Here is a 26934-nt window from a genome sequence, read left to right as displayed (position 1 = left end):
AGCGCCTATGAAATATTTCCACGCTTTATCCATGACTGCGGCTATTCTCTCGTGTACACAGAGTTTTGCCGGCACTATGGGGTCTGTTATGGCTCCTAAAGACTGGACCTGGATAGGTTTCGTCAGCGCCGGTCCTGTTTGGGCTCGCGGTGGAGAAACACAGACTTTTTATTTAGCGCCAGAAATTGAAAAGACATATGCAGCCAGAAAATCGACCAATGCTATTGCCTCGGGTGAGCTGTTTGTGGGCCTGCAAAAATCATTGAATTCTCAATGGTTGGGACAACTAGGAATAGCGGCGGCCATCACCGGTAATTCCAAACTTCAGGGTGTGATATGGGACGATGCTGACCCCGAGTTTGATAATTACAGCTATCAATATAAAATACGAAACATTCGCGTGGCAGTAAAAGGTAAGCTTTTGCTTGATAAAGGTTATTGGATCATACCTTGGGTGAGCGCAAGCCTTGGAGTAGGCTTTAACCGTGCTCATGATTTTACCAATACGCCCTTAATTTTTGAGGCTTTACCTAATCCCAATTTTACAGATCACACAAAAACAGCGTTTACTTACACTCTGGGCACTGGAGTGCAAAAAGCTCTCAACAATCACTGGCAGATAGGGGTGGGTTATGAGTTTGCCGATTGGGGCAAAAGTGAATTGGGTCGCGCCTTAGGCCAGACAATAAATTCAGGATTAGCGCTCAATCACCTCTATACCAATGGCGTGTTGTTTAATCTTACTTATGTTGCATAAGGACTGAAATCATGTAATAGGAACTTCATACTCAAAGCCTTTTTTCCTTTGATGCCATCGAGCAGGTAGGTGTCTGCCTTTATGGACATTTGCACCGCAAACGCCCGACCGAAATCATTGTAGCTAAAGGAGGTAGCGCAAGTTAGCTACACTGTACAGAATCACTCATCAAGAGCCAAGATGAAACCCATTCCAAGAGTCGCGCTACCTCATGAAAGATTTTGGGACATCCAAGTCACCAAAATCGACTCGCCAACGCGCGAAGTATTTGGGCCGCGAGCGTCCTGTTTACGGCACGTTTGCTCTGAACGAGCAAAGCGTACGCCTTCACCAATGATGATACTCAATGTGAATGGTTCAGCCCTGCAGAGGAGGGCTGTGCAATTGCTCGTCAGTCGCTTTCGAGCAGCGTTTATTATCCCTCTTAAAGAGGACATTATAATTGATTTCACAAAAATTCTTGTGGGCTAAACAACTTACCATCTTAGCCCACCCAAACATTTGTTTAGGACGTTTACATAAATTTTATGTACAATGGGAAAAATAAAAACAAATAGAGCCCTTCATTCATGACCTTTATTATCGATTTTAGTGAACCTCAAAAAATTAACAGGAAAGTTTTAGCCCAGATTCTTAGGTACATGCAGGAAAAAAAGCTTGAGGAGTTGTCTCCTGGACAGTATGACAAACATGATCCTTCATTTATTCTTAAACAAAAAATAGTCAGGAGAAAACGCTCGTTAAATAAAAAAATCGGCGATTCTTGGGCTACACATACTAAAAAAAGGGAGCAAATAGAAAAGAGCTTAAATCCTCATGATCAATTTAGATTCCAGGTTGTTGGAGATGAATTGGGAGGTGGTACATGTGCTAAAGTGTTTAAATCAGAGATAACTTTGGCTCTTACGTCAGGTGGTGATGATTGCACGATAAAATTCACTAAAAAAAGAGCCATCAAGTTTTTTAATACAAATCAATGGCTGTTGAGACCCGCTGAAGAGGCTATAATCGCTAATCAAGGGGGATTAAAAACAAAACCTGTCTTAAACAATAATTCTTCTATTATGGTAATGGAAGAAGCATACGGCAAAGAGCTTTTTGCATTAATTAATGATGGCAATGTCAATAAGGATAACTTCTATTCCACAGCAATTCAAATCGCCGTGCAAATTAATTCACTTCATCAAAAAGGGTATCTACATAGAGATTTAAAACCGGAAAATATTGTTGTCAATTTAATACCACCACAACCACCTGTAATAAAAATTGTGGATTATGGTTTTTCACAAAAAATTAATGAGCATGAACCTATATGTTGTGGCACTCCTGAATATATAGCACCTGAAGTATTAGCAGAAAAACCTTACTCAGAACGTATTGATATATTCTCTTTCGGACGAATATTGCTCGACATGCTTGAAAGTAATCAGCATTATCATGGGTTATCACAATCAAAAATTTTTAAATATACTGAAGAGGGCAAGGACAAACAATTAGCACTTACTGATATTCGCTTGGACATTGATAATAGAGAAGAGCTTTTAAATTTTATCAAAAGAATGCTTGATACTGACGCTAAGAAACGACCGACTGCTATGGAAGTCATCCTTAAATTAAACAATCTCGCTCCTAATGAACAGAAAATACACTTACAAAAAAAGCTTCAAGGCCAAGGACAGACAGCTGCGAATGTAGATGTAGCAAAAAATCAATTTATTAACGAACATCGCAGATTAGTGAATAAACGAACTATTCTTAAAGTAAAATATTGTAAATCAAGAATACGGGAATATGACAATCTTGATTGGGATACGATAAGTATTTTATCAACAAAAGCAGGTAGTCGCAGTGCCCAAGCCTTTAAAAATCTTGGCTGGTTCAATAAAAAAGGTCAACTGACAGAAGAAGGTAAAAAAATCAATGCATTAACTGATAATTCAGAGTATAAATTCATTTGAATTGAAAGTTACTTATAAGCGTTAAGTCTTCTCTCCTTGTCTCTTTTATCTATCGCTTCTTTAAAAATGTTACCATTGCAGGGAGGCCCTTCGCTGCAGTCGGAATGAGGTGGGAAATTATGTCTTGGCTATTCCTATTAAAAGCAATACCCAGCCAGTAACAAAACAAATTCCGCCAAATGGAGTAATCATACCGAACCATCCAATACCGCTGATGCTATGTATATAGAGGCTTCCAGAGAACAAAAAAATGCCTGCAACAAAAACTATACCGGCGAATCTAAAATAGATATTTGAATAATGAAGCATTAAAATGGCAAGAAAAAGCAAAGCAAGACTATGGTAAAACTGGTATTGCACCGCAGTTTGGTATATTTGCATGGCTGTTTTACTTAGATTTCCTCTCAAGGCATGTGCGCCAAACGCTCCTAAAACGTTAGCAAATAAAGCGAAAAATCCCCCCGTGAGAAAAAATATTTTTGGCGTCATTTTTAAATGTTCTCTTTAAACTACCGACAGTTTCTAATATCTCAGCCCTATTGACCAGCGAAAAACATCCAGTTCAACTCACTTTTTCTAATTAAACGTCATTATCGCTCAGTAACTCTTTTAGATTTGTTGTCAGTTGAGCATCTTTCTGGTATTAAGTTGCATGCTTTCTGAAAAAATCTAATAAAAAGAAATATTACAGACGCCTTCATTCATACCCCCATTTTCTCAGATATCACAAGTTTAGTCGTTATAAAATTACAATTAGAAGTCGTTGCAAATATATATCTAATTAAGGGCTAAATGCTCGTATGCAGCGAACAGGAAATGGTCCGTTTATAGCACCTCTACTCTGTTGGCTATCTGAAAATCGTGTAAGCCAGGCATTCCCGAGATCAAATGCAGTAGAACTCCAGTAACTAAAATCTGTAAATCCTCCAATAGGACCAGAGCCGTTTTCTTCTAGATTGGAAAATAAATTTTGTATCAGCGGAGCAACTTGAGACCCACAACCGCTAGCCTGAAGTGTCGCATCATAGCCCATCTCGCAAATGGCAGGTAAATACCAATCATTAAATCCTTGGTCATTTTTAATAAAACAAGTTTGTGCTGCAGGATAACTGCCAAATGGATTAGCAAGCTCAGAGGTATTTGCCTCTCCATCCGTAATACTGTCTGCATCCAAGTCAGCTGCAATGACCCCCCACACCAAAGGAAAAAGCTCATCCGCAAATGCAGCTACTTTCCCGCCCACACTGAGGGTATCAGCAGTAGTATCATCAATAGCAAAAACAAATCCTCCTTGAAAACGGTTACCATAAGTTAAAAGAATGATATCAGAGAAAACCTCATTTATTGTATTGGTGCCTTGTGCTGTTAGCCTGCTGGGAACAGGAGCATTATCCGGTTGAGCGCTCGGTGTATTGCCGGGCGTAATGGTTAATTCACAATTATCTCCAGGGGCAATATCGCCGCAACTGCTCGGAGTAATGGAAGTTCCTACCGGCAAGGGCGGTAAGATGGAATAGGTTACATTGCTGGCTGTATTTATACCTGTATTGGTGATGATCAGATGTCGAGATCTGGACAATTGTATTCCAGTACCGGAAGCATCAGTAAATATTCCTTGAGTTGCCAGAGTCAAATTTGCATTTGATATATCCAATGTGGTTACTATAGGTGTGGTAACTGTGACAAAAATGGTTACTGAATTGCTGTTAGTCCCAGCGATAGCCACGGGGGTTGGCCCTTGAGCTGTGCCAGCACTTAGCTCAATGGTGCATTGATTGCCGGGAGAAAGACCCAAAGGACAATCATTGCCTGTTACCACTATACCACTTGCTGGAGGAGGAATAGCAGTTATCTGATTCGCTACATCTGTTGATTGTATGGAATTCGTCACGTTAAGTGTGCCACTACTGCCGGAAGGGAAAGATAAGTTCCCAGGAGTAACTGTTATTCTCACAATTGCCTGAGCTATTGACAGGTTTAATACATTACCAGCCGTCGGTTGATAACATTGATTAGGATTTGGCGTTCCATTGGGGTTGGCTTGACACATGACGGGCCCCCCTTTAATACCATTTTTAGGCAGTGTACTACCATCGATACGAAGTGTGAGAATACAGCTACTGCCAACCTGATTTCTAGGATTTAATTGGCAGAGTCCAGTTTGTATAACTCCTTTTGTTGGTAATAACACTAAGTTCTTGGGACGCGAAGATTGATTGGTAATCTGATATGCAACGGTTGCTACCCCTTGGGGAGGAACGGTTAAATGCGTCGGTGTTAATGGTTTGAAGGTCCACAAAGGATTGGCAACTGCAGCCGTATTAAGCAAAAAAATGACAAATCCAAACAAGCTCTTTGTAATCATTGATTTTTGGTTCATAAATATTTCTCGTCCTTAAACACAGATACTTATTATTAGTACTACAGTTGTAATCCAAGGAATTTTGATTAAAATAACTAATTTTCAGGAAGAATGATACAATATCAGGGATGGAAACGAGAGTATTATCTCCGGCAGATGTTATGTTTGCAATAGAACAAGAATTGCCCTCAATACACTGGCAATACTACACGACTGTTTTAATGTCTAGAGGTATGAGCTTCTGCAATATCTTCTTTTTCAAGGTTTAATTAGCACGGTAGAGCGTAAAAATAGCTGGCAACCAGGTTTTTACTCTTCTAAAATATTTGAGGTTGATAATGTAATCCGCATCATAACCGTAACCATTCACGGTCCTTGTATGGGAATGCAACGACAGCTGTTGCTTCCCTTCTGAGAGGACGACAATTTATAGGTATAGAAATTGAAAATAAATACTTATCTATTGCTGAAAAAAGAGTAAGGCCTGGTGTCTACGTAGCGCGTCCATTATTTTTTAAATATTTTTGAATGGATTAAGGAAAAACATGGGAGTTTTTTTTTGATATTCCACATAGGTTTCTCCTTTTGACTCTATAGAACCTTTTTCAGTCATTGGCCCTGTGATTTTTGTCATGATTAAATAGAGCGTTAGTGGTGAAACAACGGTTATCCATCCAAACGGATGTGATAACGAAAACAAAGTGAATGCACACCAGGTTAACCATTCAAAAAAATAATTGGGGTGTCTAGAGTAGCGCCATAGTCCTTGCTTACAGACTTTACCCGTGTTGGAATTTTTAAATCGTTGCAATTGATAATCCGCCAAAGATTCCATAATAATAGCAAAAAATGACAGCACGAATGCAAGCCAGTCGAGCAAGTTCGGTATATCAGCTCGTACCATAGAAGCAAACAGCCAAGGTAATGATACAATAAAAATTAATAAGCCTTGTAACTGAAAATTTATAAAAAATCCGAGAGGCTTTGCAATTTTCCAGTTTTCGCTAAGAGAAGTATATCGTTTATCCACCTTATTATGGCGAATGCGTGTAAACCACAAATATAAACCAAGGCGAGAGCCCCAAGCCATAAGGATTAGGCTTAGAAGAAGCGTACGATAGTTGATCATTTGGCTGTTTAAATAAATCAACCCACTCAGGGTCAAACCTGATGCCCAGCCGATATCGACAACGGATGGATTATTAGTAGCGCGATACCATAACCAAAAAGCGCACATGTGTAGAAAAATGAATCCAATAACCAGTGTAATTATCATTACTGAATATCCTTAATCTGGAGAAAAACATATAAGCTAAAAGGTAAGAGAATCGCCCAAGTTACACCTAAAATCAGATAAAAAAAGCGTCCTTCTTTTAAAATACTGGCAGCACCTAACTCAATTCCAAGCCAGTAAGCCACAGGGATCAAAACCAGAGAAGATATCCCAACTGTAACATAACGTTTGAGAAAAGCCTGATAAAGCACAATAAGATTAAAGCCAAAACTTAACCAAAGCGACATCATCCATAAAGGGGCAAAATGAAAAGAAAAAGGATTGGCGTTGAAATCAATCAGATGCATCTGCAACCATAATGTGTCCGTTATAATTCCTAGAAAAGTTAGAAACAGTGTATAATAAATGGGAGCTTTCCAAAGAAATCCATGGATTATTTGCCAAGCTATTTGAAAAAAAAGAATCACAAGAACAAGCACAGCGCTTAGGTACTCGTAATCGAGTCCAGCAAGAATAATACAGCCTATCCACGCTATATAATAGGCAAAAAAATGGATGGCCCAGGATATTTTATTGTTCATTTCTTTTTTCCATGCGTGCGGCAAGTGCAATACAACCCTTGCCTACATGAAGTCCAATCGCTAAAGATACAGGCTCAATAAAAGAAGGGTTTTTATTAAACAAATCGCTTGCGTGCTCAGCAAGTTGGCATGCATTAATTTCTTCACCCGCATGAACAATGCAATAATCTGCAAGTGTAAAGGCCTCCGTATCAAGCCTCTTGATAACCAGTTTAATCATTTTTTTTAGCGCACTGTCAAATGAAAAGCTCTTGGATGCCATATACCCTACTCCTTCATTATCAAGAGAAATAATTGGCTTGATTTTAGACCATGAGGCAACTTGCCCTGCAATTTTGCTGACACGGCCTGAACGAATCATGGATGAAAATTGTTTAATCACCACATATATAATAGTGTTTTCGATGGCAATTTTTATTCTTTCGATGACGGCTTGAGGTTTCATTTTTAAAGAAATCAGCTCTCCTGCATATTTTAAAATCAAACCATGCCCCCCTGAGTTGCTTTTTGTATCAATGACCGTGATATTGTCATAATGCCTTGCTGCGGATTGAAAAACATCGAAAGTTCCGCTCATTGACTTTGCAACCGAGAGCACTATCACATGCTCGTATAACTCTGATAACTGAGCAAACTTTTCTTCGATCAGTTTTGGGGCCAAGCATGATGTTTTAGGATAATGACTAAAGCTGTTTAGCATTTCATAAAAATCATTAAGTTTAAAACTGTATCTGTCCAGGAAGTGATGCTCACCCAGATGAACATTTAAAGGTATTTGATAAATCTGATATTCATCCATTAAATTCTGAGGCAGGTTGGCACTTGAGTCTGTTACCAATCCTATTGAGTATTTTTTTTTAAACAGTAGTTGGTACTGTCTTAGCATGTCATCTACTTTAGGATATTGGATAATATAATCTTTGTATAGGCCGCTAAAGACTTCATGAGGATGGTTGGTGTGAACATGGAATCTATTGATTCGCTCGTTACCTGTAACAGAAGCACAATTTCCATGTTCGTTTAAAAAAAACAATAATTTATCTTTATCAATTGATGAGGACTTAAGGACAGCTTCAGTACAATAGCGATAAATATTTGAAGCACATAACTGAGGTGGATGTTTAAGAGTTAATAGCGGGGATGGAATAATTACTGTATCCGTATTCTGCAAATTTTGGAGAAAATGTGTAAATCCTTCAATGAAATAATAAAACCCTAATGCACCCGCATCTACAACGTTAGCTTCCTTTAAAATTTTTAGACTTTGTTTGGTTTTCCCTACCTCTAAATAGAGTAAAGGAAGCAATTCCAACATTGTTTTGGCAAATGAAGCATTGAATTGATTTAATTCGCAAAGTGAGGCCCATTTTTGTATGAGCGTTATCATGGTCCCTTGTATTAAATGAGTTAAAAAAGTAGAAATCTCATTACTGACTTGAGTCAGGATTTGCGAAAAATCGTTAAAATACAGCGCTGCTTTCGATGGTAAATGCTTTAGGAACAGGTTGAAAAATTGAGAAAAAATTATCCCTGAATTACCGCGTGCGCCAATAATACTTGCATCGGCAATCGTCTCTAAAGTTTTTTTTAACTCAATTTCTGCTGATGAAAACTCTATAATTGCCGTACAGGTCGAAGACAAATTATCCCCTGTGTCTCCATCAGCTACCGGGAAGACATTGATTTCATTAAGAAATTGTTTATGACGAATAACTCTATGACAACCAGCTATGATCGAAGCATGAAATAGTGCTCCTGTTAATTTATCTAAAGACATTGTATCTCCGTATTTGGATATTAAATTTCCACCCAGGTCATTATCAGCATCTCGGGTCTTTATTTAAGATAACCTGCCAAATAAAGCGTGGTCATTGAACTCCATGAGTAAAGAACAATTCCCCATATCCAATCAATAAATGCCATGCCCATAGGAAAATCCCTAAAAATGGCAAGGCACGTAAAATCATAAACCCCATAAATAATAGCGCCTAGAAGCGCACCATATATTGCCGCATACATTAACGATGTATTAGCAAGAGGCATAATAAAAACAACAATGCTCAAGGCGAAAAGCATATAAACCAGTAAGGCTGACCACCATATTGGCTTTAATTGTCCCTGTGAAAGACGCAACCACTGGTGGTATTGTTCAAAATAAAGATTCTTGGCAATGAAGCCAAGCCAAATCATATCCGTCAAAATAAAAATTAAAAAGGCAATCACAAATACTTTCAGGGAAAATCCATTCATTCTCTTTCCTTAATCCATTATTTCTATATTTTTTTATTAAATTGAGATGGTAGCACAATCGCTATAATCCATATGTTTGGTCAAATCCAGTTATTGTTGTTCAAAATTATTTCTCCATATCTGAGTTAATCCTTCACGAAAGCTAGGATACTGCAAAACAACATGAAGCTCCTTTTTTATTTTCAAGTTAGACACCCGACGATTACACGAATAAAATTGCCTCTCCATCAGTGACATCATGGCTTTTTCAAACCGAACTAAAGATAATGGTGGGCACTGAAGCAAACTAGCCGCATAAGCGTCAACAATATGAGAGGTTCTGTCGAAATTTTTTTTAGAGTTCAGGCTGATTTTATTTTGGACGTAGTTAGGCTGCTAATTGACAAAATTGCTTCCAGGCTGGGGTCTTCCCTGTATTTTTCATCTGTCCTTTTTTAAGCATTCGATGTAACTCAATTCCAGCAATCGTTGCTTCAGCACTTTGAAAAGATTTAAAACCAAGCGTATATTTGGTAATGGTTTTAATACCACGATGGTCCTGTTCAACCATATTATTCAGGTATTTGATTTGGCGAACGGCGACTTGTGTGAAAACGCCATCTAATATAAACAGAAGTGTCAGATGCAGATTGATGGTATCGATACCAGCTTTATTGGCACCACTTTTATCCATGGTTACTTTATCTGGAATACCACTTGAACCAATGGCTTTTTCAAAAAAGGCCCTGGCTGCGGGTTCGTCACGTTGTTCTATCAACATCCACAAAATCTGTGGATAATCCTTGTGGGCAGGCATTTATAAACCTTGCAAAACCACTGTTTTCAAGAGTTGATCAGCGTTTTCTCAGGCACACACGGAATAGCTGGCAATGATCTGTGGTATCATTAACAGGATGCTGTCGTGTCTGTTATCTAACAAAGATTAACCTATCCATGCAAAAGGAGATGCTGAAATGGCTGACGACTATAAAAATAAAAAATTTACCACCACTGACTCAGGAATACCTGTTCCAAGTGACGAACATTCTCTATCGATTGGGCCAAATGGCCCACTTCTGCTTCATGATCACTATCTTATTGAGCAGATGGCAAATTTTAACCGTGAACGAATCCCTGAACGGCAACCCCATGCAAAGGGCGGTGGCGCATTCGGGTATTTTATGGTGACAGAAGATGTAAAAAAATATACAAAAGCTTCTGTTTTTCAGCCTGGAACAAAGACGGATGTGCTTATACGCTTTTCAACCGTTGCGGGTGAACGTGGAAGTCCCGACACCTGGCGTGACCCACGCGGGTTTGCCGTGAAGTTTTATACCAGCGAGGGTAATTTTGACATGGTCGGGAACAACACTCCTGTGTTCTTTGTACGAGATCCAATGAAATTCCAGCATTTTATCCGTTCTCAGAAGCGCCGTGCCAATAACAATCTGCGCGATCATGACATGCAATGGGATTTCTGGACACTTTCGCCTGAATCTGCACATCAAGTGACCTGGCTGATGGGAGATAGGGGCATTCCCAAGAGCTGGCGCCATATGAACGGCTACTCAAGCCATACCTACATGTGGGTGAATGCAGAAGGGGAAAAATTCTGGGTGAAATATCATTTTAAAACTGATCAGGGTATTGAGTTTTTGACCCAGGAAGAAGCCGATAAGCTTGCAGGCACCGATGGTGACTATCACAACCGGGACTTATTCGAAGCCATTGATCGAGGTGATTACCCAGCTTGGACGCTGTACATGCAGATTATGCCATTCAAAGAGGCCGAGACATACCGTTTCAACCCATTTGACCTTACCAAAGTATGGCCACATAAAGACTACCCCCTCATTAAAGTGGGTCAATTGACCCTAAACCGCAATCCAAGGGATTTTCACACCGAAATTGAGCAGGCGGCATTTGAACCTAACAACATGGTGCCGGGGACAGGGATCAGCCCGGATAAAATGCTGCTTGCCAGGGTGTTCTCCTACGCGGATGCACATCGGGCAAGGTTGGGTGTGAATTACAAGCAGATACCCGTTAACAAAGCCAAATGCTCTGTTCACAGCTATAGCAAAGATGGCTTAATGCGTGTTGAAAATATCTCTGATCCGGTTTATGCGCCTAACTCCAAAGGGGGCCCGCAGGCAGACAGCTCGCGAAATCCGGAGGTCGCAACCTGGGAGGCGCATGGCGATTTCGTGCGCGAAGCCTATACATTGCGTAAAGATGATGATGATTTTGGGCAGGCAAACACCCTGGTACGTCAAGTGCTGGACGATGCGGCCCGTGACAGGCTGGTTAGCAACGTGGTAGCCCACCTCAAAAACGCTGTCAGTCAACCCGTACTAAAGAGAGCTTTCGAATACTGGAAAAACATCGATCAGGAGATTGGACAAAGAATCGAAAAAGGTGTTAAAGAAAGCTGATATTTTACTTTCTTCTCCCTAACCTAAAAAAGGGTTAAGTATCATTGCCACATGATACCTAACCCTCGATTGCCTTCTTCACTTTCTACTCAAAATCCATTTATTTGCGGAACATTCAGTCGCTGGAATACAGTGTTCCAAAAATTTAATCGCCTCAACCATGCCAATATTTTTTAAAGAACACCATCGCTCGGGTTTAGAAATTGTATTCAAGGCATTGCTTATCCAGTAGCGCCTGACTTCCACACGACCATGCCCTTTATGGTTTTCTTCAAAATAGTCATGACTGACAGCATAAAAATCGTATTTTCGTGCCGTTACAAAAAAATCTTGTATTTCTTCATGCAGTTGTTTTTTGGTTATCTTTAACCGCAAGAACATAGTCTGTGCCTTGCTGGATGATTTTCTCAGCTATTTTTTCTTGGCAGCCCATTGCATCAATCGTGACAATACAACCTTTAAATATGGAGAAGCTCCAGTAAAGCCGGTATAGCAGTAATTTCATTCGATTTATCGTCTACTCTTATTTGACCTAAGACAACACCATTTTCAGCTGCAAATGCGCTAACCATATGTATGGCCGCTTTACGTTTTTTCTTGTCATACGAGCGGCGCAATGTTTTTCCATCTAATGCGACAACCTGACCATTCGTCGCTTCTTCCACTGCTTTCATCCAATTAATAAAGCAATTCTGAAGCTCCTCTGGCTTAATGACTGAGATAATCCTTGCGATTGTGTCATCGACTGGTATGCCTTTCTTAAAAAAGCCACGTTCTTGTAACCAGCCTAACCGAGCATGACCAACTTCCTCGATATCTTGCCAACCTTCAGCGCCACATATAACGCCCAATACGCATAATACAAGTACATCAATTAATTCATGGTCAATTTTACTTTCTTGTCTTGGATCTCTAAGTACAGGAAAGCATTCAACTAACGACTGTCCTGACATCTCATATCCTCTTTATTTTCAAAGTAGATATGAGATCACATAATTAGATTAATTTAAAGACACTCATGATCTTGCCCTGAGCCATGTACCTTCCTTCTTACGGCCAACAATGGAAAGATTTAAGTGCTTATATCCGTGTGCAATCCACACGGCATTTACCCACAGGCGAGATTGAAACGGCTACTCGTTATTATATTACATCCCTGCCTTATAAAAAACACAGCTTAATGTGCCAGGCAATTCGCAACCATTGGAAAATAGAAAATGGCTTGCACTATAAATTGGATGTCGGTATGAACGAAGATCAATGCCCCATATATCGCGGCTATGCAAATAGAAATTTAAGCATTATGCGTAATAGTCCTTAAGCTATTAACCCAGGATACTTCAAACCAAGTGGGCATTGCTTTAAAAAGAATGAAAGCCGCTCTTTCTACACAATATTTAAAAAAAGTGATCGGACTTTGAGCTTTGATGAAATCGCCCGTGCGCCAAGAAAGGCGCACTTATCTGATGAGTGAAAGTCTCTTCTTGGAAGGAGGAGTCAGCTCCACCATGTAGCGAGTCTTGCGTCCCTGAAGGTAACGAAAGGTACGAAGCGTAGACAGCGAAATCGACGAGCCGAAATGGAGTGAACGGTAGTAAGCCCCGAAATGCATCATGTTGTGAGAGGGCCGATGTCTTGGGCGAGGCAGCAGGCAATAGATAATTATTGGTTCAACCTGACGAAACTCCAATAATTATCCCCCACCGGGGTCACCGACGTTGGCGAGGCGATAGAGATAAGTGACGCAACTTGGGAAGTCCTTATGGTTCTTCTAGGATGGAAGTATCGAAAGCACAAATGAGGCACTACCTCATGAGGCAAAAGAGATGGCTGTAAGGATGGCTGAGTCGGCCGTAGTAGTGATGAAGCGAGTAATGATCGTGGAGCAAAGGGCAGACGGAGATAAATCGAGCGTAAGAGAGAAACCATGACCATACACAGATACGATGGAGAATCAGGGCAAACGAAACTTGAACGCATAAGCGCGCTATCAGCAAAAGACAAAGGTATTGTATTCAATAATATTGGACACATTATTAATATTGCGATGCTGAAAGAAATATACTATGACCTGAATGGAAAGAAGGCCATAGGTGTGGATGGGGTGACGAAAGAACGATATGGGGAGGATCTTGATAAAAATCTAGAAGCACTCCTCGTTAAGATTCGTCGCGGACAATACAGACCAAAACCAGCGAGGCTTGTCGAAATCCCAAAAGAGGATGGAAGTACAAGACCATTGGCTATCAGTTGCCTGGAGGATAAATTGGTACAAAGTGCCGTAAACAAAATCCTAGTAAGCATCTATGAACCGATGTTCTACTCCACATCTTATGGATTTCGACCTGGAAAGAACTGTCATCAGGCACTCAAATCGCTGATGAGTCATACGTACCGGTTCTACGATGGTGCGGTGGTTGAAATCGATCTTCAGAAATGCTTCAACACATTGCCACATGGCAAGGTATTGGAATGCTTGCAGAAGAAAATCAGCGATAAGCGATTTCTCAAACTGGTATCACAGCCGATGAAGACTCCCATGATAACTGAGTTCAATCAGGTGGCACCGAATGAAATCGGGTGCCCACAAGGGTCTATTATTTCACCGACAATTTCGAATATATACCTCCACGATGTCATTGATGATTGGTTTGAGAAAATCAAACAAGGACATCTGACGGGCAAAGCCGAAATGGTGAGATATTGTGACGATATGGTATTTCTCTTCCAGAAGCAAACAGATGCAGAACGATTCTATCGTGTGTTACCGAAACGATTAAACAAATTTGGATTACTGCTCCACATGGAGAAATCCCAATTATTGCGATCGGGCCAGATAGCAGCGAAAGAGGCTGCGGCAAACAAATCACGTTTGCCTACTTACAAATTTCTAGGATTTACGTGCTACTGGGGAACAACTAGAAACGGCTTTTGGCGGTTGAAATATACCAGTCGACGAGATCGTTTTTCAGCGAAGCTCAAGAGCTTACGGAAATATCTCCGAGAAAACCTTAATACATCGGATACGTGGGGTTTGCTCGAGAAAATTGTAAGAGTGGTAAAGGGATGGCTGCACTATCACGGGATCTCCGATAACAAGAGACGCGTGAGTGCATTCCTAAACTATGTAAAACACATCATGTTTGCATGGGTAAATCGACGTGGGAGAAAGAATCCAATCAACTGGACAACTTTTGAAAAGATTATTTAAATGGAGAGAAGAGATAGTAAGGATGTGGCGATTTACAAAGAACAATGGAATTACAGAAGGCTTTCATCGAAAGATGAAACTGATTCAAAGAAGAGCTTATGGGTTTAGAAATTTTGAAAATTACAGGTTAAGGGTTAGAGTATTGTGCGGATGATTGGAGTGCCCCCTAAAATGGGGAAGAGCCGGAAGAGCCCTAAATGGCGCGCTCGGAGGAACTCGAACCCCCGACACCTTGGTTCGAAGCCTTATGCTCTAATTTTAAATTCGTTATAAATCAATGCCTTGTGAAGCGTCACATTCACAAAAAACAGTCTAAAACTGCCTGGAACAGCGGAGAACCGCCACAGTTGGGACACGTTTTGGTCACAGTAAAACTTTGCTCACTTTGATTTATTCACTAACATTCGAGAGTGCATAGCACTTGTCATGAATTATCTGTATTATAATGTGGCGTCACTTTTTGACCCTCGGCCGGGACCCTGGTAAAAAAGGGTCATGTTCAAATTGGGCACACAATTTAGTTTAATCTGTGATCAATCATAGATCTAATGCTTTAAACATTTTCAAAACAAGTTGATTATAGTTTTGTGTGTACAGCATTAGCACCGATCAAAATAATCTAAACAAAAAAGCTCATGAAATTTATCTATCACTAACTTGAAGTGGGTTGATGCCTGATAGGAATGAATTGAATTAGTTTCGACTTAATCTGACATAACCACTTGAAAAGGTGAGAGTTTCCGGTTTTGATAGAAGTGCAAACTTTAACAAAACCAAAAGGAAAACTCTCATGATAGATAATAACGTTAAAATTATTAAACACAAAGTTGGCTTACTAAATTTAGCTGAAGAATTAGGCAATGTATCGAAAGCCTGTAAGGTAATGGGTTTATCACGAGACACCTTCTATCGTTATAAATCAGCGGTAGAATCTGGTGGGGTAGATGCCTTATTTGATAAGTCACGAAGGCAACCTAATCACAAGAACCGTGTTGACGATTCTATAGAGCAAGCGGTAAAAGAGTACGCCATAGAATATCCAGCTCATGGTCAACTACGCACCAGTAATGAGTTGCGTAAGAAAGGGATTTTTGTATCCCCTAGTGGCGTTCGCAGCGTCTGGCTTAGGCATAATTTAGCTAACTTTAAAGACCGTTTGAAGGCACTTGAAGCCAAAGTAGCATCAGAGGGCATTATTCTCACAGAAGCACAAATTGCAGCTTTGGAGAAGAAGAAGTTTGATGATGAGGCTTGCGGCGAAATTGAAACAGCACATCCTGGCTATCTTGGTTCCCAAGATACATTCTATGTGGGAACTATCAAAGGAGTTGGCCGCATTTATCAGCAGACTTTTGTTGATACTTATAGCAAAGTGGCATTTGCCAAGCTCTATACAACAAAAACGCCTATTACATCAGCAGATCTCCTTAACGACAAGGTCTTGCCGTTCTTTGAGCAGCAGCAGTTACCTATGCTGCGTGTTTTAACTGACCGGGGTACAGAGTATTGTGGGAAAGTAGAACAGCATGACTATCAGCTTTATTTAGCTATTAACAACATTGATCACACGAAAACTAAAGCACAATCACCGCAAACAAACGGTATTTGTGAGCGTTTCCACAAAACGATTTTGCAGGAGTTTTATCAAATCACATTCCGTAAGAAAGTTTACGATGACATGGATGAACTGCAAAAAGATCTGGACGTATGGCTTCATTATTATAATAATGAGCGCACCCATCAAGGCAAAATGTGCTGTGGACGTACTCCAATGCAAACATTGATTGATGGCAAACAAATCTGGAAGGAAAAATTGATAGGCTGAATTTGACCTGACAGACACTTCTGAAAAACCGGTAACTGTCAGATCAAGTTTGAACTACTACAAATGAATAACTCTTCTTCCGAATCAGGGTGCTCTCCTATATATTTATCGCCCATTATCGCAAAGTGTGGTCTTTCATCAAGTTCAAAACCAGACTCTTTTAGCCATTGATAATATATATAATAAAAGGTTTTTTCAGCTTCACTAGGTTTACCGATATAAGTGAATATTGCATAAAGGCCAGCAGGTATAGTTAACACTTCAAGTTTTTCTGGAAGATTTTCGCTGATATCAGCTTCTATGGCGGCATATTTCTGAAATGTAGTTGTTGGATCAAAGTCTTTAAAAAAATTTGTATCAGGGAAAATCTGAACTGAATATTTAAAGTTATTTTTTTTATTTGGAATATTTTTTATAGTTGGGCTAAAACTCCGCCACAGTTTATCCGTTTTATTCTCTGAAAATGACATATCGCACTTAGATGCAATAAGTTTAATTTCAGCCATTGTGCTTATCTTTGGTTCTAATCTTTTTAAGTTTATATTTTTCACGTTTCATTATCCTATAATCTGGATCTCGAATCCATCAAGCAAATGAATCGCATCAGGCAAACTGAACTTTGCTTTTTTAATATCATTTTGAGTTGGATCAATGGAATAGCTGTGAGCTTCTGTAAAATCAGCCCCATACAAGTTTGTGTGGACAAATTGGCTTTTCTCAAAATCAGTTTGCTTAAAGTTAGCACGCCTTAGATCTGCTTCTCTAAAATCAACATCATGTGCAATACAAGCTTCAATTATCAGTTCTTGTAGTTCCAAACCATAAAAACTCGAATGCGATATAATGGAATTGTAAAACTGAAAGGGACTGGATAACCGAATGTGTGGCCAGTTCAGCGTAGTCCAATTAATACCTGTGGCTTTTGACGTGGTCAAGCAAATTGCGACACACCAGTTAAGCAACCATTTTTAACGACCTCATTTCCTTTTCGAATTGATTTGGGCTTATATAACCAATTGTTGAGTGAAGCCGAAAATCATTATAAAAAACGGTGATGTAATTTAATACATCCCGGTGTGCCTCAGAACGCGTCTGATAATGTTTCCATTGCACTCGTTCTTGCTTCAAGCTACCAAAAAAGCTCTCTGCAACCGCATTATCCCAACAATCACCTTTTCTGCTCATGCTACCAGTACACTTCCAGTCGTTGAGTAATTTACGGTACTCATTGCTGGCATATTGAGAGCCTCTATCTGAATGCACAATTAAGCCAGGTTTTGGTTTACGTTGCCATAAAGCCATTTTCAGGGCATCACAAACTAAATCTGCCTTCATCCTTGAACTCATACTCCAGCCAACAACTTTCCTGGAGAACAAATCAATAACCACTGTCAGATATAACCAACCCTCTTGTGTTGACAGGTAAGTAATATCCGATACATAAGCTCGGTCTGGCGCACTGGGCGAAAAATCACGGCTCAGAACATTTTCAAAAACCGGTTTTTTATGTCTGCTATTGGTCGTTATCTTATATTTTTTTCTGTACCGAACCATAACGCCCGCTTCTTTCATCAGGCTCTGAGTTTTACGCCGACCAACCGGATATCCTAGAGCATTTAGCGCTTTTCTCATGCGTCTACTGCCAAATGTATAAGTACTTTTCTCCGCGATGTCTTTCACAAAATCAATCATCTCCTGATGTAATGGATCGCTCGGTTTACCGTGTCGATTTCGACGGTATCGATAATATCCTGAACGCAAAACGCCCAGTAATAGACACATCTTGTCTATTGGCCAGACCTTCTCATGTTGGGCGATAAACGAATATTTCACTTCGTTTCCTGAGCAAAGAAGGCCGCCGCCTTTTTTAAAATCTCCTTTTCCATCTTCAGCCGACGGTTTTCTTCTCGTAGCTGGCGAATCTCAAGCTGTTCAGCCGTTAATTTCCCATTACCCCTGAATGCATTCCCTTGATCTGATTCATGTTCTTTTATCCAGCGACTAAGCATATTGGGATGAATTGATAAACTGCGAGAGGCCTCAGCTCGACTGTAACCTTGATCTTTTACAAGGCTTATCGCATCAAGTTTAAATTCTTGTGAAAATTTTCTTCTAATTGTCATCTTTTTTACTCCAGTTAAGCTTATTATCTCTTAACTGGTGTGTCCGAATCCATTAAACCACGCCACATGTCCACTTCTAGGACATATACGTAACCCCCATTTGATGTTTGTTTGGTGAAATTGTTGGTTTCGATGGCTCTATAGGTGTTATGCAAACTAAATTGAGGAGAAGATTTGCCATCAAAGCCTCCAATAATTTGCAGATTAAATCTTCCATCTTTAGGAAGAATATTATTTTCATGAAAATTTGAATCAGTTGTTGGTATTTCTACCCAAGCTTGAATTAATGGCATGTTTACTTCCTCAACTTATATCTGCAAATGGATACTTAATGTAATACTCAAGATGTGATGTGGTTAATGATAAACTATTAAACTTAAGATTTTATTAAATCTTTGTTTGATTTTTAATCATCCACACGGCCTACGCACTTCAATTTTTGACCAAACTGAGTAAACATTCTAAAAAAGAGTTGTCCCATCCAGCGATTTTTCGTTTACCTTTAATACTATCTTTTCTGGAATTATCCTTTTTTAGCAAATTTAAGGCAATCTGACGAAGTACGGCAAAATTTTCTGCGCTATGGCCTATTCTGGCTCTTGCATAGTCATCATTAAAACTCATGTCCAAACACCAATGTAAGCTATTTTCTACAGCCCAATGTTGTCGAATCGCATGAGCACAAATAGCAGCATCTGGTGGAAGTGAACTAATATAGTAGCGCGTTTGAATGGTCGTTTGCCCTTGTTTAAACACTTCACTTTTAATCTTTATTAAACTGTTTAGTCCCACCCACTTTTCTTTAAATCGGGTGCATACATTACATGGAATACTGTGCAATCTCTTTGTTCAACCCGACCATGTCCTTTATCTACTTGGGTATCATGGGTATAAGTCATTGCGTTAAATTGCATTTGTTCGGTTTTTTCAAAAATCATCTTAATTTTGTCATGGAGCATTCCTTGATTCCCCTTAGCTGCTAACATGTAATGGCCACCTTTTTGAATAATTTGAGCAGCTAATTTTTTTTGGCAACCCATTGCATCCATTGTTACTGTAACGTTTTTTAAATCGAGTACGTTCAATAAAGTCTCCATTGCCGCAATTTCACCGCCTTTATCACGACACTTTACTTGACCTAAAACAAGTCCATTCTCACTGGCCCAGGCACTGACTAAATGCAGCGCTTTTAATCCTCGATTCCCATCGACACTCCTTCGCGATGTTTTTCCATCAATTGCAATAATCTCACCCTGATGTTTCTCAACTAATGTTGCTATCCATGACATAAAACATAATTCAAATTCTTTAGCATCCAGTATTGAATAAAAGCGTCTAAACGTATCATGCGAGGGAATGCCATTTGGAAGATTTAAAAATGTTTCTAACCAGTCTTTTTTGCATTTTCCAAATAGCTCAATATCAACCCAACTATCTGCTCTGCATATCACCGCCAATAAGGAAATAATTAAAATATCCTTCATTTCATGGCGTGTATTATGGTTTACAACTCGTGGGTCAATTAATGTAGAAAAATGAGAAAACAATGCATCTGATGACAATTTAAAATACCCCATGCTCTTCATGTGAGCATGAAGTATCGTTTATTTCATTTTAATGGGTATACCAACATCTTCTCCTGGAACCTTGATCTTTTTCTTACAGTGACATGATCTTTTTCTTACGTTATTTTAAAAATCAGACGCGTTAGCCCTGCAATCATCCAGGGCGATTTCATCAAAGTTCAAAGTCCGATCACTTTTTTTAAATATTGAGTAGAAAGGGCAGCTTTCATTCGTTTTAAAGCGATGCCATCTTGGTTTGATGTATCTTGGGTTAATAATTTAAGGACTATTTTACGCATAATACTTAAATTTCTATCAGCGTATCCACGATATATCGGACAAGTTTTAAGCTGGAATACCAAGCGTCCATAACAACAGCTTCAGGTACTATGCCTCGTTGCTTTGCTATTGAGAGCATCTCACAAAAATGGGTGTTTTTTGTTTTACCATCCGTATCTTTATCGTATATTCGATAATCAATAGGCACAACCTGCCCTGATTCAAGCTCGTACCAAAGCATATTTACTAAGCCAATCCCGGCAATAACATTATGCGTGTTACCTGAATACTGATAATTAACCAGCTCTATTTTACTGCTGTGCTGTTTCGACAGAACGGTGTAATCCGCAATTAACAAGCAAGGTGTTGTCTTATCAACGTAATGTTGAGCTGTCTGTGCATTTATGACGAGACATCCTGATAAAAAATAATGCTGTGAAATTACGCGAGATTATAAATCAATTCTGGATAAGTGCGAAACTCCTGTTGGTATATCATATAAGCCCCTATCAACTCGTCTTAAAAGCTCTAATTGAGAATGGTGCTATTTTAAGAGAGAGTCACAATAATGTTGAGAAAATACAATCACTTATTTAAAAAGTTAGACCGTTTCGAACTTCTATTTATTTGATCATTAAATATCATTATATTAATATTATTTGCATTCCTCGTGTAACCCTCCCTTAAAATAGCACCATTTTCAATTAGAGTTTCTCCGGCATAATAAGCAAAAAAGAGGAGGAACGATGAAACGCAGTCGCTTTACAGAAAATCAAATTTTAAACATATTAAAATCAGTTGAAGTAGGACGATTGGTAAAGGATGTATGCCGGGAACATGGGATATCCGATGCCACCTATTACAACTGGAAAGCAAAATACGGTGGGATGGAAGCCTCAGATATTAAACGCATGAAGCAACTTGAGGAAGAAAATGCAAAGCTGAAACGGATGTTTGCTGATTTGTCTCTGGAAAACCGTGCACTGAAGGATGTTATAGAAAAAAAGCTTTGAAGCCGGCTGAAAAGAGGGAAATGGCTGATTATCTGGTGCAGGAACATGGTCTGAGTCTCAGGCGAAGCTGCTCGGTATTACGCTTAAGTCGTACAGCTTACTACTATCAGCCGGCGATGGATAAGGATGAAGCGGTGATAAAAGAATTGGTGACCATAACCGAACACTATCCGCGTTATGGTTTCAGGAAGTTGTTTATCAAATTGCGGCAGGCAGGTTTCTCCTGGAATCATAAAAGAGTATACCGTGTTTATTGTGAGTTGAAGTTAAATATAAGGCGAAAAGGAAAACGCAGATTAGCTTCCCGTCACCCGGAACCTCTTGCTGTGCCTGATTCCCTTAACCATACATGGTCAGCTGATTTTATGAGTGATGCCCTCAATTGCGGCAGAAGATTCAGGACTTTTAATGTGGTAGATGATTTTAATCGGGAAGCTTTGGCAATTGAAATTGATTTGAGCTTGCCTGCTCTAAGGGTTATTCGGGTACTTGACCATATTGCCGCCAATCGAGGATATCCTGCAAGGTTGCGACTTGATAATGGACCTGAGTTTATTTCCCTTGCGTTAGCGGATTGGGCAGAAAAGCATGGTGTTATTCTTGAGTTTATTCAGCCGGGAAAGCCAACTCAAAATTCATTTGTGGAGCGGTTCAATAGAACTTATCGGAATGAAATATTGGATTTTTATCTATTTAGAAGTCTCAATGAGGTACGTGATATTACCACAAATTGGATGAAAGAATATAACGAAGAAAGACCACATGAATCACTCGGTGATATGTCACCTTTGGATTACAGATTGATTAAAAACAGGTCGGAAAACTCTAATTATAACTGGCACTAAAAAAGGGAGGTTTACACGTCGATACAATGAAACTTCTAATTGCTGTTGAAAACAAAACAACTCTTGTACAGAAATGGTTTGCTTGGGAAAACAAAATGTAAATCAATTATATTTTGCAATATATTCTAATTATATTGGAAAAGGACTCACGAACCCAGCACGAACAATCTTCAGGGAGGACTAATTGACTAGCAAAAAGGTAATTATATGTCCTATAACTCATCTTGTGAAATATCAAAAGCAATAAAAACGCTCTTAGAAAAAAATAAACTTATTTCGGATAGCTTCAAATTACAAGTAGCTGGAATAGCAAAACACCATGTCGATAAAAAGGCATTTAATATTAATGCTGCAGAAATGCTCTGGAATTTAGTTCATAAATATACTCCTGACTCCAGTAATTTTAGCATTCCAAACAAAAGAAAGCACACAAAGAAATTGCCTTCTCTTAAAAAAGTAGAAAATGCTGATGATGCCATTAACTTTGATGAAAAAAGCTTGTCTTTTTTTCGAAATAAAATAAAGCTGTTATCTACGGATAATGCGAGCAGGCGTAATTTACTATCGGAACTCTGGGATTTTAGAAAATTATTATTAAAATCACTTATTATTGATGGGCACAACGTGAAATTAACATTGAGTTTATTAGATAGGGTTCTTGCCAAAGAATTAGATATTGATGATAAGAATATTTCTATCTGGCACCATCATATGAATCAAGTTTTTTTTAAAAACTGTCTAAATGATAACAATATTTCATTAAGAAAAATACAAATAAAAGCATTGAATCGGAAAGACCCTTTTACTGTATTAATGGAATTTCGTTTAGATGAGCTGGGTCGAGCTTATAAACCAGCCGAAAACGACTCAGAAAATATCGATGAAGAAGATCCTTTTTCAGGTATAGAGGATTTATCTTTTGAGCCAGAAGAAAGAATTTTAATCGAACGAGCAAATGAAACCCAAAATGATAAACTGAATTTAAAGTGAAAAGTTGAAAATTATTAAGTATGATCGTCTTTAAATGGGAAGGAAGAAAAAGAAGATAAGTTCATAAAAACCGATCACATATCAATAAATTAAACTTCTCTAATAGATGATGTAATGACAAAAATCATAGACCTGCCAACTGACACAATTTTAGATATATTCCAATGGCTGGAGCCAAAAGAAATTCTCCAGTTGCATCGGTAGTTTATGAGGCGATAAAAGATGGCCTTATTTTATTGATATATGCTAGTATGCCGTACCTTATGTTTAAAACCATAATTAGTGGTAACAATGAGCTTTATGATACTAGCATTCAATCAGTTCGAAAAAATTAATGCGTTACCCCCTGAACTAAAGGAGGAAATAGCTGGAATTTTGTCATCACGGGATTTGGCTGCATTATCCCGGTCCTCAACAAATCACTATCGCCTGTTTCAACCGATAGTGAATGCCCGTAAATTCGTACATCTTGTGGCCCGTGGAGAAGAAAACGCTGCCAAAGCCATGCTAAAAACAGACATTGATTTACTCTTAAAAAAAGAACGCATCACGGATTACTCCGGACGCACCTTTGACAAGGTAAGTGCCTTTCAATATGCCCTATGGGCCATGGATTCCCATATGTGGCAGATGATGCTTGAGTGTCTTCAGGAAGCCGCTAATGAAGGAAATGATGACCGGGCGGAAGAAATAAGAGCCAAATTACTTGCCCAGTACAAAGAAGTGCAGGAAAAAGGATTAAATTACACCCTGAATGATGAGGCTCACACCCATGTTGAAGGAGAGCATCATTTTAATTTTCAGCCCCTCCTTGATGCCTTAGATACCTATGTTAAAAATTATCACCAATGGGGAAGGGAGCAACGAGAAGATTACTGGTGTCGTAAAGTTGGCGACGCGCAACGTCAGGTCCCTGCCCACGTCGCACAGGAATATTGCCGCAGTGATCTTCTATTAGATCAATCCCGCTCATTTAAGGAAGTGAACTTCCCTCGTGGCCTGAAGTTCTATCATTGGGGGGCTGATCAAGAGAAATCCTGGTTTCCGTTGTCTGGGGACGATGGGTTGGGCTTTAATTTTGCAATTTATAATGGCACGGCGGGATTACCTGGTTGTGTCGGGGCCGGGTCACGAGTCACGTTAGGCAGGTCTGTCCATTGGTCAGACATTAATTCAAAAGCTCTATCCACCTTGCATGCAGTGAGAACCCAAGAGGTTGCCGAGCTTGGAGAATCACTCTTAGCTTCGTTGCAAAAGCAGGACAAGAACGAAGGTTTGTGTCTAAATGTCTTACGCGCTTGATAATATAAACAATGCCGAGCTAAGGCATAAGGCATAAGGCATAAGTAACTTTATTACAAAAAATATGATTTCAGGCCTTTAGAAATGATTAGCCATAGCGGTTTTTTACTCAGTCTGAAAAATCGTACAGATTAGTATCAAATACTATTCCTCTTCCTATAAATAATCAAATGAGTAAATTTTCAAACTATGATTAGTGATAATAAAGAGGTTATGATGCCAATAAGCAATCAGTTCGTAAAAAAATTAAAGTTACCCCCTGAGCTAACAGTGGAAATAGCTGGAAATTTGTCATCACGAGATTTGGCAGCGCTTTCCAAGACCGTAAAATATCATTGGCATCTCTTTCAACCGATACTGAATGCCCGTAAATTGGTGCGTCTTGTGGCCCGTGGAGAAGAAAACGCTGCCAAAGCCATGCTAAAAACAGACATTGATTTGCTCTTAAAAAGAGAACACGTCACGGATTACTCCGGACGCACTTTTGAAAAGGTAAGCGCATTTCAATATGCCCTATGGGCCATGGATTCTCACATGTGGCAGATGATGCTTGAGTGTCTTCAGGAAGCCGCCAATGAAGGAAAAGATGACCGGGTGGAAGAAATAAGGGCCAAATTACTTGCCCAGTACAAAGAGGTGCAGGACAAAGGATTAAATTACACCCTGAATGATGAGGCTCACACTCGCGTTGAAGGAGAACGTCATTTTAATTTTCAGCCTCTCCTCGATGCCTTAGATACCTATGCTCAAGATTTTGATCAGTGGACATGGCCGCAACGGGAAGATCATTGGAACCATAAAGTCGGCGGCGCACAACGCCTGGTCCCTGCCCATATCGCACAGGAATATTGTCATCCTGACTTTCCATTCAATTCGTTTCGCTCATTTAAGGAAGCGGATTTTCCTCGTGAACTGACGTTCTATAATCAGATATCGGATAAGATGGAATCCTGGTTTCCTCTGTCTGAGGACAATGGGTTAGGCTTTGATTTTGCAATTTATAATGGTCACTCGGAGTCTAGTGCGGAAGCTCGGGTGTGGAAAAATACGGGCTGGTCAAGTCAGGTGATGGCACGCTTTAATTGCACAGCTTTATCCGACCTGTACGAAGTGAGAACTCAAGAGGTTGTCGAGCTTGAAAAGTCACTTTCAGCTCCGTCGAAAAAAGAGGATAAGAGCGAGTTACCCCCTGAACTAAAGGTGGAAATAGCTGGAAATTTGTCATCACGGGATTTGGCTGCATTTTCCCAGTCCTCAACAAATCACTATCGCCTGTTTCAACCGATAGTGAATGCCCGTAAATCTGTACATTTCGTACATCTTGTGGTCCGTGGAGAAGAAAACGCTGCCAAAGCCATGCTAAAAACAGACATTGATTTGCTCTTAAAAAAAGAACGTATCACGGATTACTCCGGACGCACCTTTGACAAGGTAAGTGCCTTTCAATATGCCCTATGGGCCATGGATTCTCATATGTGGCAGATGATGCTTGAGTGTCTTCAGGAAGCCGCCAATGAAGGAAATGATGACCGGGCGGAAGAAATAAGAGCCAAATTACTTGCCCAGTACAAAGAAGTGCAGGAAAAAGGATTAAATTACACCCTGAATGATGAGGCTCACACCCATGTTGAAGGAGAGCATCATTTTAATTTTCAGCCCCTCCTCGATGCCTTAGCCACCTATGTTCAACATTTTAGCCAGTGGAAACGGCCGCAGCGGGAAGAACACTGGTGTCGTAAAATCGGCAGCGCACAACGTCTGGTCCCTGCCCATGTCGCACAGGAATATTGCCGCAGTGATCGTCAATTGGATAAATCCCGTTCATTTAAGGAAGATGATTTTCCTCGTGAGCTGGAGTTTTTTAATAAAATATCCAAGAAAATAGAACCTTGGTTTCCACTGTCCAGGGGGCATGGCTTAGGTATTAATTTTGCAATCTATAATGTCGTCTCGACTCGAAAAGGAGCGACTCCCAAGGGAGCCATGACCACCCCTGAGGCAGGAAAAAGTGGAGTGATATACTGTGTGGCACGTTGTAATTTAACGGCCTTATTCACCCTGTGCGAAGTGAGAACCCAAGAGATTGCCGAGCTTGGAGAATCACTTTTAACCCCGTTGCAAAAAAAGGACAAGAACGAGAGCTTGTGTCTTTAAACCAAGTGGAATGTGGTTCGTGGTTTATGCATCCTTAATCCTTACAAGCTTCTTGACCCTACCCACAGCCC

22 protein-coding genes and 5 pseudogenes are annotated in these 26934 nt (G+C 39.7%); 11 read left to right on the top strand and 16 right to left on the bottom strand.

Going from position 1 to position 26934, the window contains the following annotated elements:
* Nucleotides 1–7 precede the first annotated feature (7 nt).
* A complete protein-coding gene (locus E4T55_RS03610; protein ID WP_058502152.1) occupies nt 8–757 on the top strand; it encodes an outer membrane protein in 750 nt (249 codons plus the stop codon).
* 569 nt (nt 758–1326) lie between these two features.
* Nucleotides 1327–2715 (top strand): protein kinase domain-containing protein, encoded by a 1389-nt coding sequence (locus tag E4T55_RS03605; RefSeq protein WP_058502150.1) that lies wholly within the window; start codon nt 1327–1329, stop codon nt 2713–2715.
* A 117-nt stretch (nt 2716–2832) separates the two neighbouring features.
* Here E4T55_RS03605 and E4T55_RS03600 read toward each other — a convergent pair whose 3' ends face one another.
* The 7 genes from E4T55_RS03600 to E4T55_RS03560 form a co-directional block, all read right to left on the bottom strand.
* Nucleotides 2833–3204 carry a DUF423 domain-containing protein gene (locus tag E4T55_RS03600; RefSeq protein WP_058502149.1) on the bottom strand — a complete coding sequence of 124 codons (372 nt, stop codon included), beginning with the start codon at nt 3202–3204 and terminating at the stop codon, nt 2833–2835.
* Between the two features lie 292 nt (nt 3205–3496).
* The gene (locus E4T55_RS03595) at nt 3497–5095 is read right to left on the bottom strand and encodes a hypothetical protein (protein ID WP_058502148.1); all 1599 of its coding nucleotides are present in this window, start codon (nt 5093–5095) and stop codon (nt 3497–3499) included.
* Nucleotides 5096–5591: 496 nt separating this feature from the next.
* The gene (locus tag E4T55_RS03585; RefSeq protein ID WP_058502147.1) at nt 5592–6353 is read right to left on the bottom strand and encodes a DUF1295 domain-containing protein; all 762 of its coding nucleotides are present in this window, start codon (nt 6351–6353) and stop codon (nt 5592–5594) included.
* Nucleotides 6353–6892, bottom strand: a complete 540-nt coding sequence (locus E4T55_RS03580) for a DUF2878 domain-containing protein (RefSeq protein WP_058502146.1) — start codon at nt 6890–6892, stop codon at nt 6353–6355. Before E4T55_RS03580 ends, E4T55_RS03585 begins: the two co-directional genes overlap by 1 nt.
* On the bottom strand, nt 6882–8669 hold the full coding sequence (locus E4T55_RS03575) for a DegV family protein (protein ID WP_058502145.1): 1788 nt from the start codon (nt 8667–8669) through the stop codon (nt 6882–6884). Before E4T55_RS03575 ends, E4T55_RS03580 begins: the two co-directional genes overlap by 11 nt.
* 59 nt (nt 8670–8728) lie before the next feature.
* Complete coding sequence (locus E4T55_RS03570; RefSeq protein ID WP_058502144.1) at nt 8729–9142, bottom strand: DUF2177 family protein; 414 nt, start codon at nt 9140–9142, stop codon at nt 8729–8731.
* Between the two features lie 367 nt (nt 9143–9509).
* Nucleotides 9510–9938: a DDE-type integrase/transposase/recombinase gene (locus E4T55_RS03560; protein WP_058502143.1), complete on the bottom strand. Its 429-nt coding sequence runs from the start codon at nt 9936–9938 to the stop codon at nt 9510–9512.
* A gap of 157 nt (nt 9939–10095) precedes the next feature.
* Between E4T55_RS03560 and E4T55_RS03555 the strand changes: the two genes are divergently transcribed.
* Nucleotides 10096–11556, top strand: coding sequence for a catalase (locus tag E4T55_RS03555; RefSeq protein WP_058502142.1), 1461 nt, complete (start codon nt 10096–10098; stop codon nt 11554–11556).
* Nucleotides 11557–11634: 78 nt separating this feature from the next.
* Here the strand turns inward: E4T55_RS03555 and E4T55_RS03550 are convergent, their stop codons facing one another.
* Together E4T55_RS03550 and E4T55_RS03545 are read right to left on the bottom strand one after the other, a co-directional pair.
* Nucleotides 11635–11937: a hypothetical protein gene (locus E4T55_RS03550; RefSeq protein WP_058502141.1), complete on the bottom strand. Its 303-nt coding sequence runs from the start codon at nt 11935–11937 to the stop codon at nt 11635–11637.
* A 77-nt stretch (nt 11938–12014) separates the two neighbouring features.
* Entirely contained in the window at nt 12015–12509 is a 495-nt protein-coding gene (locus tag E4T55_RS03545) for an ISAs1 family transposase (RefSeq protein WP_058502140.1), read from the bottom strand.
* 83 nt (nt 12510–12592) lie between these two features.
* Between E4T55_RS03545 and E4T55_RS03540 the strand changes: the two genes are divergently transcribed.
* From E4T55_RS03540 to E4T55_RS03525, 4 genes and pseudogenes are all read left to right on the top strand, one after another.
* Nucleotides 12593–12877: an ISAs1 family transposase gene (locus tag E4T55_RS03540; RefSeq protein WP_058502139.1), complete on the top strand. Its 285-nt coding sequence runs from the start codon at nt 12593–12595 to the stop codon at nt 12875–12877.
* Nucleotides 12878–13483: 606 nt separating this feature from the next.
* Complete coding sequence (ltrA, locus tag E4T55_RS03535) at nt 13484–14767, top strand: group II intron reverse transcriptase/maturase (RefSeq protein WP_058502138.1); 1284 nt, start codon at nt 13484–13486, stop codon at nt 14765–14767.
* Nucleotides 14754–14921: pseudogene (locus E4T55_RS03530) on the top strand (transposase); the annotation flags it as partial. The gene ltrA and the pseudogene E4T55_RS03530, both read left to right, overlap by 14 nt.
* 636 nt (nt 14922–15557) lie before the next feature.
* Nucleotides 15558–16659: pseudogene (locus E4T55_RS03525) on the top strand (IS481 family transposase).
* Here E4T55_RS03525 and E4T55_RS03520 read toward each other — a convergent pair.
* The 7 genes and pseudogenes from E4T55_RS03520 to E4T55_RS03490 form a co-directional block, all read right to left on the bottom strand.
* Nucleotides 16631–17098, bottom strand: coding sequence for a GyrI-like domain-containing protein (locus E4T55_RS03520; protein WP_058501059.1), 468 nt, complete (start codon nt 17096–17098; stop codon nt 16631–16633). The pseudogene E4T55_RS03525 and the gene E4T55_RS03520 sit on opposite strands and share 29 nt — an antisense overlap.
* A 51-nt stretch (nt 17099–17149) precedes the next feature.
* Nucleotides 17150–17410: a pentapeptide repeat-containing protein gene (locus tag E4T55_RS03515; protein ID WP_238583412.1), complete on the bottom strand. Its 261-nt coding sequence runs from the start codon at nt 17408–17410 to the stop codon at nt 17150–17152.
* A gap of 136 nt (nt 17411–17546) precedes the next feature.
* Nucleotides 17547–18715 (bottom strand): IS3 family transposase gene (locus E4T55_RS03510; protein ID WP_135121911.1). Its coding sequence is split into 2 segments (ribosomal slippage): nt 17547–18466 and nt 18466–18715, totalling 1170 coding nucleotides; the frame shifts between segments, so codons are not numbered across the junction.
* A gap of 23 nt (nt 18716–18738) precedes the next feature.
* Entirely contained in the window at nt 18739–19008 is a 270-nt protein-coding gene (locus tag E4T55_RS03505; protein ID WP_058502454.1) for a hypothetical protein, read from the bottom strand.
* A gap of 139 nt (nt 19009–19147) precedes the next feature.
* Nucleotides 19148–20292, bottom strand: a pseudogene (locus E4T55_RS15420) (ISAs1 family transposase).
* 167 nt (nt 20293–20459) lie between these two features.
* Nucleotides 20460–20615, bottom strand: a pseudogene (locus tag E4T55_RS15415) (ISAs1-like element ISCbu1 family transposase); the annotation flags it as partial.
* A pseudogene (locus tag E4T55_RS03490) lies at nt 20609–20950 on the bottom strand (IS701 family transposase); the annotation flags it as partial. The pseudogenes E4T55_RS15415 and E4T55_RS03490, both read right to left, overlap by 7 nt.
* A gap of 355 nt (nt 20951–21305) precedes the next feature.
* Here E4T55_RS03490 and E4T55_RS03485 point away from each other — a divergent pair.
* From E4T55_RS03485 to E4T55_RS03470, 4 genes are all read left to right on the top strand, one after another.
* Nucleotides 21306–22417 (top strand): IS3 family transposase gene (locus E4T55_RS03485; RefSeq protein ID WP_242604080.1). Its coding sequence is split into 2 segments (ribosomal slippage): nt 21306–21558 and nt 21558–22417, totalling 1113 coding nucleotides; the frame shifts between segments, so codons are not numbered across the junction.
* Nucleotides 22418–22624: 207 nt separating this feature from the next.
* Nucleotides 22625–23407 carry a hypothetical protein gene (locus tag E4T55_RS03480; protein ID WP_058502510.1) on the top strand — a complete coding sequence of 261 codons (783 nt, stop codon included), beginning with the start codon at nt 22625–22627 and terminating at the stop codon, nt 23405–23407.
* A gap of 300 nt (nt 23408–23707) precedes the next feature.
* Nucleotides 23708–24709 (top strand): hypothetical protein, encoded by a 1002-nt coding sequence (locus E4T55_RS03475; protein WP_115325269.1) that lies wholly within the window; start codon nt 23708–23710, stop codon nt 24707–24709.
* A 213-nt stretch (nt 24710–24922) separates the two neighbouring features.
* Nucleotides 24923–26863, top strand: a complete 1941-nt coding sequence (locus E4T55_RS03470) for a hypothetical protein (RefSeq protein WP_135121910.1) — start codon at nt 24923–24925, stop codon at nt 26861–26863.
* The last annotated feature ends 71 nt before the right edge of the window (nt 26864–26934 follow it).

It is taken from the genome of Legionella israelensis (assembly GCF_004571175.1).
In the GTDB taxonomy this organism is placed as follows: domain Bacteria; phylum Pseudomonadota; class Gammaproteobacteria; order Legionellales; family Legionellaceae; genus Legionella_D; species Legionella_D israelensis.
The sequence above is the reverse complement of the archived record's forward strand: the minus strand, read 5'-3'. Positions and strand labels throughout refer to the sequence as shown.

Coding starts and splice junctions, on each gene's coding strand:
- E4T55_RS03480 (WP_058502510.1), top strand. CDS start 22,625: ATGTCCTATAACTCATCTTGTGAAATATCAAAAGCAATAAAAACGCTC.
- E4T55_RS03505 (WP_058502454.1), bottom strand. CDS start 19,008: ATGCCATTAATTCAAGCTTGGGTAGAAATACCAACAACTGATTCAAAT.
- E4T55_RS03520 (WP_058501059.1), bottom strand. CDS start 17,098: ATGGCTGAAATTAAACTTATTGCATCTAAGTGCGATATGTCATTTTCA.
- E4T55_RS03610 (WP_058502152.1), top strand. CDS start 8: ATGAAATATTTCCACGCTTTATCCATGACTGCGGCTATTCTCTCGTGT.
- E4T55_RS03585 (WP_058502147.1), bottom strand. CDS start 6,353: ATGATAATTACACTGGTTATTGGATTCATTTTTCTACACATGTGCGCT.
- E4T55_RS03560 (WP_058502143.1), bottom strand. CDS start 9,938: ATGCCTGCCCACAAGGATTATCCACAGATTTTGTGGATGTTGATAGAA.
- E4T55_RS03550 (WP_058502141.1), bottom strand. CDS start 11,937: ATGTTCTTGCGGTTAAAGATAACCAAAAAACAACTGCATGAAGAAATA.
- E4T55_RS03580 (WP_058502146.1), bottom strand. CDS start 6,892: ATGAACAATAAAATATCCTGGGCCATCCATTTTTTTGCCTATTATATA.
- E4T55_RS03600 (WP_058502149.1), bottom strand. CDS start 3,204: ATGACGCCAAAAATATTTTTTCTCACGGGGGGATTTTTCGCTTTATTT.
- E4T55_RS03575 (WP_058502145.1), bottom strand. CDS start 8,669: ATGTCTTTAGATAAATTAACAGGAGCACTATTTCATGCTTCGATCATA.
- E4T55_RS03555 (WP_058502142.1), top strand. CDS start 10,096: ATGGCTGACGACTATAAAAATAAAAAATTTACCACCACTGACTCAGGA.
- E4T55_RS03570 (WP_058502144.1), bottom strand. CDS start 9,142: ATGAATGGATTTTCCCTGAAAGTATTTGTGATTGCCTTTTTAATTTTT.
- E4T55_RS03470 (WP_135121910.1), top strand. CDS start 24,923: ATGATGCCAATAAGCAATCAGTTCGTAAAAAAATTAAAGTTACCCCCT.
- E4T55_RS03545 (WP_058502140.1), bottom strand. CDS start 12,509: ATGTCAGGACAGTCGTTAGTTGAATGCTTTCCTGTACTTAGAGATCCA.
- E4T55_RS03540 (WP_058502139.1), top strand. CDS start 12,593: ATGTACCTTCCTTCTTACGGCCAACAATGGAAAGATTTAAGTGCTTAT.
- E4T55_RS03605 (WP_058502150.1), top strand. CDS start 1,327: ATGACCTTTATTATCGATTTTAGTGAACCTCAAAAAATTAACAGGAAA.
- E4T55_RS03475 (WP_115325269.1), top strand. CDS start 23,708: ATGATACTAGCATTCAATCAGTTCGAAAAAATTAATGCGTTACCCCCT.
- ltrA (WP_058502138.1), top strand. CDS start 13,484: ATGACCATACACAGATACGATGGAGAATCAGGGCAAACGAAACTTGAA.
- E4T55_RS03595 (WP_058502148.1), bottom strand. CDS start 5,095: ATGAACCAAAAATCAATGATTACAAAGAGCTTGTTTGGATTTGTCATT.